Genomic DNA, 14733 nt, shown 5'->3' with positions numbered 1-14733 from the left:
CCAGACTTTGTAAACCATCTATGGGCATGGACCTCGCCGTTACGCCGTGGCGTGACACCAAGCGCCCACTCTGGCCGCTGGCGCTCGTCGTGCCCGCGCTCCCCTTCGCCGCCCTCCTGCTCGCCGGCGCGACCGGCTCCGCCTGGGCCTGGTGGCTGACCCCGGTCTTCATCCTGGGCGTCATCCCGGTCATCGACGTGCTCATCGGGGACGACCACGCGAATCCCCCCGAGGAGGTGGTCCCGGCGCTGCAGGCCTCCCCGTACTACCGATGGATCACCTACCTGTTCCTGCCGGCGCAGTACGCCGCCCTCGTCGCCACCTGCGCGGCTTGGGTCTCCCGCCCCGGGGTGATCGGTGGCATCGGCCTGGTGCTCACCGCCGGCCTGGTCAACGGCATCGCGATCAACACCGCCCACGAGCTCGGCCACAAGCGGGAGACGGTGGAGCGCTGGCTCTCCAAGATCGCCCTTGCGCCCACCGGATACGGGCACTTCTTCGTCGAGCACAACCGCGGGCACCACGTTCGCGTCGCGACACCGGACGACCCCGCCAGCTCCCGTCTCGGCGAGTCGTTCTGGCGGTTCTGGCCGCGTACGGTCATCGGCAGCCTGCGATCGGCCTGGCGCCTGGAGTCCCACCGCCATCGGCTGCGCTCGCGCAGCCGATGGCATCCCCGCAACGACATCCTCAACGCCTGGGCCATGACCGTCGTGCTCTTCGCCGCCCTGACCGTGGCCTTCGGCCCGGCCGTGCTGCCCTTCCTCGCGCTCCAGGCCGTGGTCGGTTTCTCGGTGCTGGAGGCGGTCAACTACCTCGAGCACTACGGCCTCGCGCGGCAACGCAACGCCGCCGGACGTTACGAGAAGGTCGACCCGCGGCACAGCTGGAACAGCGATCGGCTGACCACCAACATCTTCCTCTTCCAGCTGCAACGGCACAGCGATCACCACGCCAACCCGCTGCGCCGCTATCAGACGCTGCGCAGTTTCGACGTCTCACCCCAACTGCCCGCCGGGTACGCCACCATGCTGCTGCTCGCCCTGATCCCACCGTTGTGGCGGCGCGTCATGGACCGGCGGGTGCTCGCTCACTACGGCGGCGACGCGACCCGCGCCAACACCGCCCCCGGATACCGAAGTGGACCGGGCTAGCCTCGTCAGCCTCGGCACTCCGTCGTCTGCGGCGAGGCGCCCAGGCCAGGCCGGTGAGCAGCACCGTCGCGACGATCACGCGGACGATGGTGCCGGTCCGGCCCTCGCGCAGCCTGCGGGCCGCCGGTAGCAGGCCGAGGACCAGCCAGAGGTTGAGGAGCGCGAAGACGGCGGTCATGACCAGCCCGCCGCTGCGGTAGCTCGCGACAAAGGACGGCAGGCTCTCGTCGCCGGGTGGGCGGGCGGCCAGGGCGGCGGAGGCGGTACCGGCGACCCCGGCCCACCACAGCAGCGGGGCCGCGAGCACCATCAGAGCCAACAGCACCCATCGACCGACTGCCATTGCGGCAGTCTACGGCCCGCCGACCGTGACCCGGCCGAAGGACAGCGGGGTCCCGCTGTCCTTCGGTCACGCCGTTCGGAGTGTTCCCCGGACCGACGCCGTCGTCGAAGCGGATCAGGCGACGGACACCGAGAATCGTTCCCACACCCGGCGCGCCGCGAGCAGGCCGTCCTCCTGAGCCATCCGCGTCGGCAGACAGGGCTCGCTCACCCGGGTCCGGCGGGCTGTAACAAGAGGCCCGGGCAGCATGGCGTCAGCGCAGACGTACCGGTCCGGCGTCGATCGGGGTGCGCAGCAGCGCGTACGGCTTCTCGCGCTCGTCGGTCCCGCCCTGGTACTGCGGCTGGCGGTGCAGCTGGTTGGCGATCACGTACAGGTGACGGTCGCGGGATATCGACAAGGTGTCGGGCCACAGCAGCGCCGGTGACTGCACGACGGTCTCGTACCGGCCGTCGGTCCGGCGCCGGACGATCGCGTTGCGTTCGGTGTCGCCGCCGTAGACTCGGCCGCGGTCGTCGGATTCCAGCCCGTCGCTCTGGCCCTTGAGGCCGTGATTGCGGACGGTCCGGACGACCGTGTCGTCGTCCGCACCGGGATCAGCGAGAGCGTCCAAGGCCACGCTGTTCAGGGTGCGGCTCGCGATGGGCGAGTAGAACAGCCGCTCCCCTCGGGCGTCGATGGCGATGCCGTCGCTGCCGGTGCGGAACCCGGCGATCGGCTCGCCTTCGATCACGGCGGTGAAACCGGGTTCGGCCCGGACGCTGGGGTGACCGGTCAGTTTGCGCCAGGAACGGCCACTGGCCAGGTCGACCACGATGATGCCGTTGGGTCCTTCGTCGCCGGAGTCGGTGATGAACGCCAGCCCGGCACGGCCACGGCGCAGATCGAACCGGACGTCGTTGAGATACGTCGTGGGCAGCACCACGTCCGCCGGGAACCGAATGGTACGTATCACCCGGTTGGTGCGCAGGTCGATGCCGACGAGTTTCGGGCCGCCGGGGATCAGCGGTCCGAAGTTGAGCCGGCCGGTGTCCAGCGCCCACAACCGGTCGACCGGGTCCACCACCGCGGACTGGATGGAGATGAAGTGTTGCGCCGCGTTCGCGGTGTCCGGCCGGTTGACCGCGGCGGTAGGAAACGGCACCTCGCGACCGTCGACGAGTTCGACCAGGGTGGCGTCGACCGGATCCGCCCAGCGCGGGAACGTGACGAAGACTCGTCCGCGAGCGGAGACCGTGACGCCGGCGGGAATCGGGCCGGTGAAGCGGTGCACCACGTCCAGCCGGCCGATCTGTGGAGCCGGTGGACTCTGCCGGGGTCCGCGGGCGGTGGGCACACCGGCCGGTGGATTGCCGGTGCCGTCACCCGGCCGATGGGCGGCAGCGGGTACGGCCGGGGAGACGAGTGCTGTGGTCGTCGCCGCCAGTGCCGTCGCTCCGAGGGTTCTCCGCCTCATGCGCATGCTCCTTCGTCCGTCGGGCAGCGGGGTACGGCGAGGCGCGTACCCGGAGAGCGTGCCGGGAAACCGCCGCTCCGCTTCACTGGACCGTGAACACGCGAGGCTCACGTTGTGCTTTCGAGGGTTCTACCCACTGTTGTCGGGTATGCCGGTACGCAATGAGCCCTCGACGACAGGAGACACCATGCGTCACCGTGCCGGCCTGCTCATGACCACTGTCCTGACATTGGCACCCGTGACGCTTGCCGGGTGCGCCGAAGACATCGACGAGCCGGCCGTAGCGCCGACACCGTCGGCGACAGCAGCCAGCTCACCGGCGTCCGGCACTCCGGCCGCTGCGGCCGGCACGTTCGCGCCGTATGCGGGGGGCGCGACCGCCGTCACCTACGACCCGGCGCTCGTTCCGGCCGGAGCGACCGTTGACGTCAACCTCCTGCCGGCCGCCGACAGCACCGCGGTGCAACTGACGGTGAGCGGACTGCAGCCGAGCCGCGGTTACGGCGCTCACCTGCACGTCAACCCGTGCGGGCCGACCGGTGAGGCGGCCGGGCCGCACTATCAACGACAGACGGACCCGGCCGCGGCGGCCTCCCCGCCGTCGGTCGACCCCAGTTACGCCAATCCCCGCAACGAGGTGTGGCTCGACTTCACGACCGACACCGGCGGCAACGCCACGGCCACCGCCACCCAACCGTGGACTTTCGATCCGCCTCGCGCGCCGCGTTCCCTGGTCATCCACGCCCAGCCCACCAAGACCGCACCGGGTGAGGCCGGACAGGCGGGCGCCCGGGTCGGCTGCCTGACCCTGCCCGGCTGACCTCCAGCGCCCTTTCTCCGCGCCTGCGGAGGAACCGACATCCTCGTGCCGACGGCTATCGCGATGCCGGCGTGGTGATCGGCGCCCAGCGCATGTTCCGGGGCGCTGTCAGCGATCAGTATCGGAAGTTGCCGACCAGGGCGGTCAGGTCCGCAGACATGCGTGCCAGCTCAGTGGTCGCCTGCTGCGTCTGGCTGACGCCTTCGCTGGTGAGGCGGGCCGCTTCGGCGACGCCGGTGATGTTCTCTGCTATCTCACTGGTGCCGGTCGCGGCCTCGGAGACGCTGCGGTTCATCTCGGCGGTCGTGGCGGTCTGTTCCTCCACGGCGGAGGCGATGGTGGTCTGGAAGTCGCTGATCCGGGCGATGACGTGACTGATCTCCTCGATCGCGGAGACCGCACCGCCGGTGTCGGTCTGGATCGCCTCGACCCGTTTGGAGATGTCCTCGGTGGCTCGAGCCGTCTCCTGAGCCAGGTCCTTGACCTCAGAGGCAACGACCGCGAACCCCTTGCCCAGCTCGCCGGCGCGGGCTGCTTCGATGGTGGCGTTGAGTGCGAGCAGGTTGGTCTGTTCGGCGATAGCCGTGATGGTCTTGATCACGTTGCCGATCTCGGTGGACGACGCGCCGAGCTTGTTCATCGTCAGGGAGGTGGCTGCCGTGATGGTGACAGCGTCAGTGGCGACCTGTGCGGCCTCGGCCGCGTTCTGAGAGATCTCGCGAATCGAAGCGCCCATCTCCTCGCTGCCCGCCGAGACGGTGCTGACGCTGCGCGAGATCTCCTCGGCGGCCGCCGACACGGTCTGGGCCTGGGCGGTGGCCTCCTCAGCCGACGCCGCGATCTGCTGCGCGGTGTTGGACATCTGCTCCGATGCACCGGCCAACGACGTGGCAGACGAGGCAATGGTCGTGACGGTGTGCCGGAGGCGGATCATTGCTTCGTCGAGAGCACGGCCCATCAGTCCGGGCTCGTCGCCGGAGCGCAGGCCGGTCGTACGTGTGAGGTCGCCGGCGGCCAGCCCTTCACAGACGTGCCGGACCTTGCCCAGCGATCGGACGATCTGGCGCGCCACGAGGACGCCCAGGAGCAGGGCGAGCAAGGATCCGGCGATCAGCAACGTGATCGAGGTGGTACGGCTGGACTCGTAGCCTGATTGCGCCGCGGTGGCGTTGTTCCTGGCGTCGGCGTTCTCAGCGGCCGCCAGAACCTCAATGCTCTGGTCGGTCTTGGTACGCAGCGGGGTGATCTCAGCGTCGCGAGTCTTCTGCCAGGTCGCCAAATTGTTGGCTCTACTGGCAGGTATCTGCTTCTCGTCGGCGACCTGCACGAACGTCCGCCAGTCCGCCTGCAGGCCCGCGATCACGGCGGGATCACCGGCCGGGTTGCTGTTGGCGTACGCGGTGAATCCCGCCTCGACAGCCTGCAGGTCGGCGTCGAACCTGTCCTCGTATTTGGCCATAGTGGCGTCGTCGGTAGAGATCGCATGGTTGGCCAGGTCCACTCGGGTCTGCGCCATCGCCGACTTGATGTCACCCACGGCTTTGACGCTTGCCAGGTTGCTGGCGTAGATCTGCTCGGCGGAGGCGCTTGCAGTGCCGAGCGCTCGCAGACCGACGACACCCACCGCGATTCCCACCAGCACAGCAAGGGTGACCGCAGCAACGATCTTGATGTTGACGCTCATATTCGCAAGGAATCGCTGTGCCTTCGGACGATCGGCAGCCATACCCATATAGACCACTTCTAGACCATATGCCTAATAAGCGCGGGCTGGTCATGAAACGACGTCAGCTATTGCCTCCCGCACTGTCCCATCGACACTTCGGTCGACCGATTGAGGCCATGCCGCAACCTCATGGACATCGCGCCCAAGGCGCCGCCTGCGGGCTGGATGTTCACGTTGCGGAGCACTGGCGATCCGGAGCAGGTAGCGCTCCAGACCGTCGAGTCCGCGCCAGGCCGCCATCGTGTCGGCCGTGCTTGCGTACAGGGTGGTTGCCTGCACCTGGGCGGCTTGCGCCCGCATCTCCTGTCGCCCGGCGTGCCAGATCTCCACCGGGTAGATCCCGGGCCCGCCGGCGAGGGCGACCTCGGCGAACAGCGACGGCACGTCGTTGTCTCCGGCGTCCAGGCAGATCCGGCCGGTCGGCGCGCTCAACGCTACGACAGCCTCGCGTTGCCACTCCGGCTCCGCGGGCCCGGACCCGGTCGTGATCCGCAGCGAGGGCCTACCGTACTGGTGCGCGCACCGGATGAGGAGCACGGGACCGGCTGCACCGAACATGCGGCCGCCGCGGCTGCCAGGTATCCGAGCGGCCTCGGAGGCCGGCCGCTGCGCCTCGACGGTGTCTGCCGAGACATCGCGGATGAGGAAAGCGCCGTTCGAGGTCGGGATGATTGCCTCGAGCTGCAACGACATGAGCCTCACCTCGGATCGGGCCAGAAGCCGGTGCGACCGGGAAGCCGACCTGAACCACCGGCCCGTCAGGGGCGAGTCGTCGCAGCAGCATTCGTGATGGCCTGTGGCACGGTCGCGAACACCCGGAAGGCGGTGTCCAAGCGCATGCCGCGCAACACCGTCTGCACGAACCGGGACGGCGCGACCAGCAGCAGGTCGCCGCCGGCGCGGCGAGCCCGGCTGCGACCCCACACCAGCGCGCCGAGGCACAGGCTGTCGATGGTGCCGGCCGCGTTGAGATCGACGATGACGTACGGCCGCCGGCGCACCGCTTCGTCGAGCGCGGCCCGCAATTCCCCGACGACGTCCAGGTCCACATCGCCGAACACCCGCAGCACCGCCGCGGGTGCGGTCACCGTCAGGACGACCTGAGCGGACTCCTGCCCGGCTGCCGGTGTTGCCGTCACCTCATCACCCCCATCGCACGTGCCCCTTCGATCATCGCCCACCGCCACGGGTTCAGCATTTCGGCGGAATCAGGCGGTGCTTGCCCAGAGTCATGACGATCTCGTGACATGTGGAGGAAAGGCGGATGATCGCGGGCCTACTTCGGGCGGCGTCCCCGCACGCCGCCGTCCTGATCGAGGCCGACCGTCCGGACCGCGTCGCCGAGCCCGTGCGGGTGTGTCCCGCGCCGCGGTGGGCCGGCCGCCGGATCGTTGGCCAGGTCTCGCAGCAGCGCTACGGCCAGCGCCAGCATCACCAGGACGAACGGAAACGCCACCATGATCGTCGCCTGCTGCAGGGCGTTCAGTCCCCCGGCCAGCAGAAGCACCGCGGCGACTCCGCCGATCAGTGTTCCCCAGCTGACCACCAACGCGCGGTGCGGGCGCAGCGCTCCCCGTGACGACAGGGACGCCAGCACCAGCGACGCCGAGTCGGCGCTGGTGACGAAGTAGAGCGCCACGAGGACCATGGCGAGTGCGCTGGTCACCTCCGCGGCGGGCAGCGCGTCCAGAAGCCCGAACAGGGCGAACTCGGCGCCGTCGCGAAGGTCGGAGACCAGATCGGCGGTGCCGTCGGCTTCGGCGCGCAGCGCGCTGCCACCCATCACGGTGAACCAGACGGTGCTGGCGCCGCTGGGCACCAGCAGCACGCCGGTGACGAACTGCCGCACGGTACGCCCGCGCGAGATCCGGGCGATGAAGGTGCCGACGAACGGCGCCCACGATATCCACCACGCCCAGTAGAAGATCGTCCACGCGCCGAGCCATTCCGGGTCGGAGAACGCCCCGGTCCGGGTCGACATGAACAGCAGATTCCTCAGGTAGTCGCCGGCCGACGCGGGCAGCACCTCAAGCAGGTACACCGTGGGGCCGACCACGAAGACGAACACCATCACGAGAGCCGCCAGACAGACGTTGATCGTCGACAGCCATTTGACGCCCCGGTGCAGACCTGAGAACGCCGAGACGAGGAAGGCGAGGGTCAACGCACCGACGATGATCACCGGAAGCCATCTGCTGTCCGGCACCCCGGCCACGATGCCCAGGCCGGCGCCCACCTGCAGCGCCCCCAAGCCGAGACTGGTGGCGGTGCCGAACACGGTGGCGAACACGGCGAGCAGGTCGATGATGCGGCCCGTGGCGCCGTCGGCGTGCCGGCCGAGCAGGGGCTGGAAGGCCGCGGAGATCCGGTTGCCCCGCCCTTTGCGGAAGGTGGAGTAGGCGAGCGCGAGCCCGGCGACGGCGTAGATGGCCCACGGGTGCAGCGTCCAATGGAACAGCGTGTACTGCATCGCCACGGATGCGGCCGCACCGGTCTGCGGCGCGACACCGGTGGCGGGCGGCGGCGCCGAGTAGTGCTGAACAGGCTCCGCCACCGCGTAGAAGATGAGCCCGATCCCCATCCCGGCGCTGAACATCATCGCTGTCCAGGCCAGCGTGGTGAACTCCGGCGCGTCATCGTCGGCGCCGAGCCGCACGCGGCCGTACCGGCCGGCCGCGATCACCACCGCCAGCACCAGGAACGCGTCGGCGGCTATCACGAAGAACCAGCCCCAGGTGCCGATCACCCAGTCGAGGCCGGCCTCACCGGCGCGGGCCAGCGAATCCGGCGCCAGGGCGCCCCACAGCACGACCGCCGCGATTCCGATCATGGCGCTGGTGACGAGAACCGGGTCGGCACCGGCACGCCGCGACCCGGACGAAACACCCCTCATGCTGTTCATACTCTCGGGGCGTGCGCGCTATCGGATCAAAACACTGAGGTACGTACGCGATTGGCCGCCGTGGCGCCTCGCGGCCGCCGCTCAACGTCAGGGTTGAGACCTGCCGCGCTGAACCGCCACTCCCACGACGACCGCCACGGTCGCAGCTGTCAGCACCACACCGGGAGCACCCCACACCACCATGAGGATCGACAGACCGGCCCACACCAGCGCACCGGCGACGGCCCACATGGTCACCATCACCCGACGCGGGATCATCCGCACCGGGCGGGCCAGCGATGGCTCCTCGGCTGCGAGACGCCCCACGATCTCGTCGAACTCCCGTCGCGTGTCTTTGGCGGACACTCTCCTTCACCGCCCATCGGTTCCGCGCACTCCAGCGGCGTGCGAATACTCGGTTTGACGTGATACCCCGATCCTGCGGCATCCCCGCCCGCGTATTCATGACACTCTTGTGACATTCGCCGTCGATGCCGTCATGAAGGCCCGATGAGCGAGCGATAGTCACCGGCACGCAGCACGCCGTTGGACAGTGTCCCGTCACCGCGGGGTACCTGTAGCGGCTCGCCGTCGCGGCGGAAGGACACCGCGGCGATGTCGGAGCGTGACGTCAGAGTGCAGACGATCTGCCCGTAGGCGAGCACCTCGTCGCTGCGCGCGGCGCCTTCGTCGGGTTCACTGATCTCCACATCGGCGGTCATGCTGCCGGCCGGCAGCCGAACCCGCAGGTCCGTGGCGGCAAGTGCCGACGACAAGCCTTGAGCCTGTTCGGCCGGGGTCGGGCCGGCGAGCAGTTGGTCGAGGTGCCGTTGCGGGTCGGAGACGGAATCTACGCGCCGGACTGTCTGCGAGAGCCGGTTCTCCCGGACCAGACACAGCACCTGAGCGGCGTCGCCTGCGGGTTGGGTCACGGCAGCGGATGAGGTGACGTTGAGGGGGCGGCGCGGGAGTTCGACCCGGTGCGGCTCGTCCTGCGCGGCCACCCCGCAGGCCGCCAGCAGTAACGCCGTCGCCGTCACGGTGGTGAGGAAGCGTAACTTGATCATGGCAGGCATCCGGGTAGGTCGATGCGGAATCGGGCGCCGCCACCGGGCCGCTCGGTGACGATAGCGGTGCCGCCATGGGCGGCTGCGTGCTCGGCCACGATCGCCAAGCCCAGGCCAGTGCCGTCACCGGCGCCCCGGGCGTTCGCGGCCGGGCCGCGGACGAAGCGATCGAAGATGACCGCCCCGTCGGCCTCGGCGACCCCCGGCCCAGCGTCGTCGACCTCCACGAAGCCCGCCCCGACGCGCACCGCGGTCGGGCCACCGCCATAGCGGACCGCATTGTCGATCAGGTTGCCGAGGGCCTGCTCAAGGCGGCGCCGGTCGACCTGCCACACCGTCGGGACGTCCGGGGCCAGCTGCACCAACTCCTCGGGAAGCTGGCGTGAGCGGCAGACGCGTCGAGCCAACTCCGCTACGTCGACGGCTTGCCGCTGAGCCGGCTGGTCACTGCGGGACAGCTCCAGCAGGTCGTTGACGAGAGCTTGGAACCGGCCGACCTCTGCGGTGAGCAGAGTGACCGCAGCCGCCGACCTGGAGTCGAGGTTGTCCCGGCGCTTCGCGATCACGCTGGCTGCGGCTTCGAGGGTCTGCAGCGGTGACCGCAACTCGTGGCTGACATCGGCAGCGAACCGCCGATCGCGTTCGAGCCGGCGGGTCAACTGGTCGGCCATGTCATTGAAGGCAACCGTCAGTGGTGCCAGGTCCGGTTCGATGGCGGGGAGTCTGGTGGTCAGATCACCTGCGGCAATCCCACGAGCGGCGTCGGCGACCGCGGCGATCGGGTGCAACGCGTGCCGGGTGACGTACCAGCCCAGCGCCGCGCCGCCGGCGGCGACCATGATGGCGACGGCCGTCAGCACCAGCGCCAGCAGCTGCAGTGTGCGTTCGAGTTCACCCAACGAGACGATCTCGTAAAAAGCCGCTCCCCTCGACAGAGGGATACCGACGATGAGGGCCGGCTCACCGTTGCGGGCGATACGTTGTGCCCCCGGCTCACCGGCGGCGGTCATCTCCTGAAGCCTTACCGGTACGGCGGTATCAGCAGCCGGGTCGGCGCTGCGTGAATGCCATCGCCCGTCGAAGTACAACAACACATACCGGTCAGCGCCGGTGTCCAGAGAGCGCAGCACCGCGATCAGGTCCGGGTACGGGCCGGAGATGCCGGCGTTGACCACCGCGGCGTCGTAGTAGGTGGCTCGCACGGCGGTACGCTCACGCTCGGCGAACAGGGTGTTGCGGGTCGACTCGTACGAAACGAAGCTGATGCACGCCGAGAGCAGCAACGCTCCGATCGCGAAGGCGGCGCTGACCCGGGCGCGCAGGCCGATCAGCTTCATGGCTGCAACTTGTAGCCCAGACCGCGCACCGTCACCAAGTGCCGGGGCTTCGCCGTGTCCGCTTCGATCTTGTGACGCAACCGGCCCACATGCACGTCGACGACTCGTTCGTCGCCGAACTCGTGACCCCAGACGCGGAGCAGGAGCTGATGCCGGGACAGGACCAGGCCGGGATGGTCCGCCAGCTCGCACAACAGCCGGAACTCGGTCCGGGTCACCGAGACCGGCACGCCGGCCCGTCTGATCTCACCGGCTTCCGGACGGATCTCCAGATCTCCGAAGGTCAGCACGGACGTCACGGGTCCGGCCGGTGGGGCGGACCGGCCCCGGCGCCGCAGCGCGCGCAGCCTGGCCGCGAGCTCCTTGACGGCGACCGGTTTGACGACGTAGTCATCCGCTCCCGCTTCCAGGGCGGCCACGATGTCATGGGTGTCGTCACGGGCGCTGACCACGACGATCGGCACGTCGTCGGTACGGCGTATCCGCCGGATGCACTCGTAGCCATCCATGCCCGGCAGCATCAGATCGATCAGCACCGTGTCCGCCGCCCTCTCACGCTGCACGGCCAGGCCCTCTTCGGCGGTGGCCACCGCGTGGGCGGTGTATCCCTCGTCCTCCAGTGCCATGGTCAGAGACATGCGGATGCGGTCGTCGTCCTCGATCAGCAGCACGGCGCTCATAACCGCATGATGCCCTGCGCGGCGAGCAATGAGCGGACCGCAAGGGCGTCAACGCGATTTGTCATGCAACTGTCATCGATGGGGCGGCAGACGCTGCAGATCATCAGGCGACTCATGGCAACGGCGACGAATGGTGGAATTGTCATGTGGTTGTCATACAACAGGACCGAAACCGCCACACCGGTACACAATATTTGCTGTCGAGGCCATGAGGAGGTCTTAATACGCAGCGCGAGTGGCGGCGTACCGGTTCGGGCGCCGCCACTCGCACTGCGGTCACATGACTCTCACCGGCCTGCACGCGACCGGTGAGGCAGCCCCACCAGCCCAGATGCCGAGCACGCGTTCCACGTCATGGCGCGAATCGCCGGGGACCGTGGGGCTCATCGCCACCGAGGACCCCCTGCACGCTCAGTCCTGTAGCTGGCAGCGGCAAGAGCGAGGACGGCGCAGCCCACGATGATGTCGTTCACGGTCGCCAGCGGTGCCGCGGAGTCGTAGCCGCGGACGAACGGCGCGGCGGTCAACCACGCGCCGAGGCCCATGGTGACCAGACTCAGTGGTGCCGTACCGGCAGGTATGACGACGCGCAGGAAGGCTAGAGCGACGATTGCCAGCCCGACGATGACGTCGTTCCAGCCGATGAAGGCGATGTCCGCGGCGCCGTGGTCGAGCACCATCGGCGCCAGGATCAGCCAGGTCCCCACCAGCACGATCAGTTCGCTGGGACTGTGCATCATCTCGTCGACCAGACGCCGCACCGGACCTCGTGAACCGCTGGCCGTCGAATGCGGTCGCACAGCAGGAAAATGGACGCGCAAATGCATTGCATTGTCCCTTCGGATCTCCCGATCACGATGACGATTCTCATGATATGCGGGAACAGGACGGCACGGCGAAGCATCGGAGACAGCCGATTCAGTCACCGGCCCGGAGTCCGGCGAACGAAACCTGCGCGCCCCATTCAGGCACTGCCGACGGCTTTGAATGCGGATCAGGCATTCCCGGGTCCGGGACATCCACGCTGCCGGCGACGGCTCGCCGCGCCGTTGTCACGCAACCGTCATGGCGTGGGAGGTGTTCTGCCAATTGGACCGCTCACACTGAAACGGTCGGACAGGCCAGGTCAGCGGCCCTCGAGCAAATCATTCGACTCAAGGGAGTCATACCGATGACTGTCATGCATCTGGTGGCAGCAGTCACCGTGGGCGTAACGGTCGGCGCCATAGGCAACCTGATCATGCCGGGCAGTCGCCGGATCCCATTCTGGGTCCCGATGGCGGCCGCCGTAGGCGCCGCGGTGCTGGCCACGATCACGGGTCACTTAGCCGACAGCCAACCCGCCGAGCTGACCACCGGCGACGTCGTCATGCAGGTGATCTTCGCTGCTCTGACGATCAGCCTGGTTGCGGCCACAGCCGACAGGCCTCCGGCCCGGCACGACCGCGACAGCCGGGTACGGTGACCGCGGTACCCGGCGTCGACGCGCGAACGACGATCCTGATCTGCGACGCGTGCGGCGCTGACCAAACCACGGTCGAGATGACCCACGACAGCGATGTCGTGTGGCCGTTGATGGGTCCTCTGGGCTGGACCGGTTCCCCGTTCGCCACGGGTAGACACCATTGCCCGCCGTGCAGTGTCGAACCACCGGCGCTGCCGAGCCCACGCCCAGCGGACACCGCGCAACTGCACGGCGCCGCGTACGACCTGCACGTACTGGCCGAACTCGACCTCATCGTCATAGCGCCGCTGACGGACATCGACGCCGACTCGTCAGGGGTGCTGAAGGAGGCACTGGGCCAGGCGACACAGTCGCATCGGCACGTGCTGGTGGACATGCGCGCGGCAGGAGTCATCGACTCCGCAGGCCTGGGTCTCTTGGTCCGGGCCCGGCAGGACGCCAGACAGCGCGGCGGAACCCTCGCCTTGGCCGCTCCGTCGCGCTACGTGTTGACCGTCCTGCACACGATGCGGCTCGAAAGGGTCTTCGACGTGTTCGCCGACACGACCGCGGCGCTCGACTCCTATCGCCGGGCCTGAGCACCGGGCCCAGGACCGGCGGCCCCGGGATCGCTACGCCGCGGCAGCGGGCAGCTGCACGGCCTCGCCGGTCGGGCCTCGCCGGTCCGACACAGCGGCACGCAACCACGCGAAGGCATCGGCGCAGAGGTCGAACATGACGAACATGGCGTCGGCACGCAGAGCGGACAACGCCGACCGCAGGACGTCCGACGGTTCGGCGAAGCAGAGGCCGGTCGCGCGAGCGTGGGCCCGGTCCTGCGCCTGGATGAGCACGCTGAGCCCGAGCCGGTCGATGGTCGCGGCGGCGGAGAGGTCGACGACCACGCCACGGTGATGCTCCACCGCCCAGGTGAGGACGTCACGCAGCATGGAAGCGCCGCTGGCGCGCAGGTCGCCGCGGACCGTCACCAGGGCCATGCCCGCATGGGCCTCCACCCTGATCGGGCTGACGCTCCGGTCGTAGCCGACAACAGATTGCCGGATGTTCGTTGTTGTTGCTGCCGAGCCTGGTTGCGGCTTCACCATCTCCGGGCACTCTCCTTCGTCGGTGTCGACAAAGGGTCGCCGGGCGACATGGCAGCACTCCGGCAGCCACATGACATTTTCTTGACGTTAATCAACAAGCGTGGACAGGCCGGCCCAGGTTCACGGTGCTGCGCCACGTTCACGAAATCAGCTCTCGCACGATAGCCGGGGCGGGCTCGCGGGTAGGCGCATCGTTGACCGGCGCCCTCGTACAGGAGGCTTTCGATGGCCACAACGACCATGTCCATGCTGGAGACCTATCCGAAGTCCATCAATCTGGATCGCGCCAAGTTGGCCGCGGCGATCGACGCGCTCATTTCCTGTTCCGAGGCATGCACGGCGTGCGCCGACGCCTGCCTGAGCGAGGACATGGTCGCGGACCTGACCAAGTGCATCCGTACGAATCTCGACTGCGCCGACGTCTGCGGCGCCGCCGCGCGGGTGCTGTCCCGGCACACCGGCTACGACGCGAACCTGAGCCGCAGCCTCCTGGAGGCGTGCATCACGGCTTGCCGCACCTGCGCTGACGAGTGCGCCCAGCACGCCGACATGCATGAGCATTGCCGGATCTGTGCGAGCGCCTGCCGCGCCTGCGGGCAGGCGTGCCGAGAACTGCTGGCGGCGATGAACTGATCACGGCCGTGGGGGGGCGGGGGGGGGGCGGCCGCGCGCGCCGCCGCGGGGGCCCCCCCCCCCCCCCCCCCCACGACAACGACCAA

General features: G+C 68.8%; 17 protein-coding genes. 5 read left to right on the top strand and 12 right to left on the bottom strand.

Annotation, left to right across the window (positions count from 1 at the left end):
• Positions 1-26: 26 nt before the first annotated feature.
• On the top strand, positions 27-1154 hold the full coding sequence (locus tag AB0F81_RS06540) for an alkane 1-monooxygenase (protein ID WP_360191984.1): 1128 nt from the start codon (positions 27-29) through the stop codon (positions 1152-1154).
• On the opposite strand, the gene AB0F81_RS06535 is transcribed toward AB0F81_RS06540, so the two are convergent.
• Together AB0F81_RS06535 and AB0F81_RS06530 are read right to left on the bottom strand one after the other, a co-directional pair.
• Entirely contained in the window at positions 1069-1497 is a 429-nt protein-coding gene (locus tag AB0F81_RS06535) for a hypothetical protein (RefSeq protein ID WP_360191981.1), read from the bottom strand. The genes AB0F81_RS06540 and AB0F81_RS06535 overlap by 86 nt on opposite strands.
• A gap of 253 nt (positions 1498-1750) precedes the next feature.
• Positions 1751-2953: an L-dopachrome tautomerase-related protein gene (locus AB0F81_RS06530; RefSeq protein ID WP_360191978.1), complete on the bottom strand. Its 1203-nt coding sequence runs from the start codon at positions 2951-2953 to the stop codon at positions 1751-1753.
• Between the two features lie 187 nt (positions 2954-3140).
• Between AB0F81_RS06530 and AB0F81_RS06525 the strand changes: the two genes are divergently transcribed.
• Positions 3141-3773 (top strand): superoxide dismutase family protein, encoded by a 633-nt coding sequence (locus tag AB0F81_RS06525; protein ID WP_360191975.1) that lies wholly within the window; start codon positions 3141-3143, stop codon positions 3771-3773.
• Positions 3774-3888: 115 nt separating this feature from the next.
• Here AB0F81_RS06525 and AB0F81_RS06520 read toward each other — a convergent pair whose 3' ends face one another.
• The 9 genes from AB0F81_RS06520 to AB0F81_RS06480 form a co-directional block, all read right to left on the bottom strand.
• Positions 3889-5457 (bottom strand): methyl-accepting chemotaxis protein, encoded by a 1569-nt coding sequence (locus tag AB0F81_RS06520; RefSeq protein WP_360191972.1) that lies wholly within the window; start codon positions 5455-5457, stop codon positions 3889-3891.
• 90 nt (positions 5458-5547) lie between these two features.
• Complete coding sequence (locus tag AB0F81_RS06515; protein WP_360191969.1) at positions 5548-6192, bottom strand: hypothetical protein; 645 nt, start codon at positions 6190-6192, stop codon at positions 5548-5550.
• 65 nt (positions 6193-6257) lie between these two features.
• The gene (locus AB0F81_RS06510; protein ID WP_360191966.1) at positions 6258-6638 is read right to left on the bottom strand and encodes an STAS domain-containing protein; all 381 of its coding nucleotides are present in this window, start codon (positions 6636-6638) and stop codon (positions 6258-6260) included.
• A gap of 137 nt (positions 6639-6775) precedes the next feature.
• The gene (locus AB0F81_RS06505) at positions 6776-8392 is read right to left on the bottom strand and encodes a BCCT family transporter (RefSeq protein ID WP_360191964.1); all 1617 of its coding nucleotides are present in this window, start codon (positions 8390-8392) and stop codon (positions 6776-6778) included.
• A gap of 96 nt (positions 8393-8488) precedes the next feature.
• The gene (locus tag AB0F81_RS06500; protein WP_360191961.1) at positions 8489-8746 is read right to left on the bottom strand and encodes a DUF3040 domain-containing protein; all 258 of its coding nucleotides are present in this window, start codon (positions 8744-8746) and stop codon (positions 8489-8491) included.
• Between the two features lie 131 nt (positions 8747-8877).
• Positions 8878-9456: a GerMN domain-containing protein gene (locus tag AB0F81_RS06495; RefSeq protein ID WP_360191959.1), complete on the bottom strand. Its 579-nt coding sequence runs from the start codon at positions 9454-9456 to the stop codon at positions 8878-8880.
• On the bottom strand, positions 9444-10784 hold the full coding sequence (locus tag AB0F81_RS06490; RefSeq protein ID WP_360191956.1) for a HAMP domain-containing sensor histidine kinase: 1341 nt from the start codon (positions 10782-10784) through the stop codon (positions 9444-9446). Before AB0F81_RS06490 ends, AB0F81_RS06495 begins: the two co-directional genes overlap by 13 nt.
• Positions 10781-11464 carry a response regulator transcription factor gene (locus tag AB0F81_RS06485; protein ID WP_360191953.1) on the bottom strand — a complete coding sequence of 228 codons (684 nt, stop codon included), beginning with the start codon at positions 11462-11464 and terminating at the stop codon, positions 10781-10783. The genes AB0F81_RS06490 and AB0F81_RS06485 overlap by 4 nt, the downstream gene beginning before the upstream one ends.
• Positions 11465-11847: 383 nt before the next feature.
• Positions 11848-12225, bottom strand: a complete 378-nt coding sequence (locus AB0F81_RS06480) for an SPW repeat protein (RefSeq protein ID WP_360191950.1) — start codon at positions 12223-12225, stop codon at positions 11848-11850.
• A gap of 419 nt (positions 12226-12644) precedes the next feature.
• Between AB0F81_RS06480 and AB0F81_RS06475 the strand changes: the two genes are divergently transcribed.
• Together AB0F81_RS06475 and AB0F81_RS06470 are read left to right on the top strand one after the other, a co-directional pair.
• Positions 12645-12929 (top strand): hypothetical protein, encoded by a 285-nt coding sequence (locus AB0F81_RS06475; protein ID WP_360191947.1) that lies wholly within the window; start codon positions 12645-12647, stop codon positions 12927-12929.
• On the top strand, positions 12926-13507 hold the full coding sequence (locus AB0F81_RS06470; RefSeq protein ID WP_360191944.1) for an STAS domain-containing protein: 582 nt from the start codon (positions 12926-12928) through the stop codon (positions 13505-13507). The genes AB0F81_RS06475 and AB0F81_RS06470 overlap by 4 nt, the downstream gene beginning before the upstream one ends.
• Before the next feature lie 33 nt (positions 13508-13540).
• Here AB0F81_RS06470 and AB0F81_RS06465 read toward each other — a convergent pair whose 3' ends face one another.
• Positions 13541-14086, bottom strand: coding sequence for an STAS domain-containing protein (locus tag AB0F81_RS06465; protein ID WP_360191941.1), 546 nt, complete (start codon positions 14084-14086; stop codon positions 13541-13543).
• A 153-nt stretch (positions 14087-14239) separates the two neighbouring features.
• On the opposite strand from AB0F81_RS06465, the gene AB0F81_RS06460 reads away from it, so the two are divergent.
• Complete coding sequence (locus AB0F81_RS06460; protein ID WP_360191938.1) at positions 14240-14647, top strand: four-helix bundle copper-binding protein; 408 nt, start codon at positions 14240-14242, stop codon at positions 14645-14647.
• Positions 14648-14733: the final 86 nt, after the last annotated feature.

Source organism: Actinoplanes sp. NPDC024001 (genome assembly GCF_040638955.1).
GTDB lineage: Bacteria > Actinomycetota > Actinomycetes > Mycobacteriales > Micromonosporaceae > Actinoplanes.
This window is presented reverse-complemented; position numbering and strand designations above follow the sequence as displayed.

Excerpts from the sequence above, each read along its gene's own strand:
- AB0F81_RS06475 (WP_360191947.1), top strand. The coding sequence starts at position 12,645 with ATGCATCTGGTGGCAGCAGTCACCGTGGGCGTAACGGTCGGCGCCATA.
- AB0F81_RS06515 (WP_360191969.1), bottom strand. The coding sequence starts at position 6,192 with ATGTCGTTGCAGCTCGAGGCAATCATCCCGACCTCGAACGGCGCTTTC.
- AB0F81_RS06465 (WP_360191941.1), bottom strand. The coding sequence starts at position 14,086 with ATGTGGCTGCCGGAGTGCTGCCATGTCGCCCGGCGACCCTTTGTCGAC.
- AB0F81_RS06535 (WP_360191981.1), bottom strand. The coding sequence starts at position 1,497 with ATGGCAGTCGGTCGATGGGTGCTGTTGGCTCTGATGGTGCTCGCGGCC.
- AB0F81_RS06530 (WP_360191978.1), bottom strand. The coding sequence starts at position 2,953 with ATGAGGCGGAGAACCCTCGGAGCGACGGCACTGGCGGCGACGACCACA.
- AB0F81_RS06490 (WP_360191956.1), bottom strand. The coding sequence starts at position 10,784 with ATGAAGCTGATCGGCCTGCGCGCCCGGGTCAGCGCCGCCTTCGCGATC.
- AB0F81_RS06495 (WP_360191959.1), bottom strand. The coding sequence starts at position 9,456 with ATGCCTGCCATGATCAAGTTACGCTTCCTCACCACCGTGACGGCGACG.
- AB0F81_RS06540 (WP_360191984.1), top strand. The coding sequence starts at position 27 with ATGGACCTCGCCGTTACGCCGTGGCGTGACACCAAGCGCCCACTCTGG.
- AB0F81_RS06525 (WP_360191975.1), top strand. The coding sequence starts at position 3,141 with ATGCGTCACCGTGCCGGCCTGCTCATGACCACTGTCCTGACATTGGCA.
- AB0F81_RS06460 (WP_360191938.1), top strand. The coding sequence starts at position 14,240 with ATGGCCACAACGACCATGTCCATGCTGGAGACCTATCCGAAGTCCATC.
- AB0F81_RS06485 (WP_360191953.1), bottom strand. The coding sequence starts at position 11,464 with ATGAGCGCCGTGCTGCTGATCGAGGACGACGACCGCATCCGCATGTCT.
- AB0F81_RS06505 (WP_360191964.1), bottom strand. The coding sequence starts at position 8,392 with ATGAGGGGTGTTTCGTCCGGGTCGCGGCGTGCCGGTGCCGACCCGGTT.
- AB0F81_RS06520 (WP_360191972.1), bottom strand. The coding sequence starts at position 5,457 with ATGAGCGTCAACATCAAGATCGTTGCTGCGGTCACCCTTGCTGTGCTG.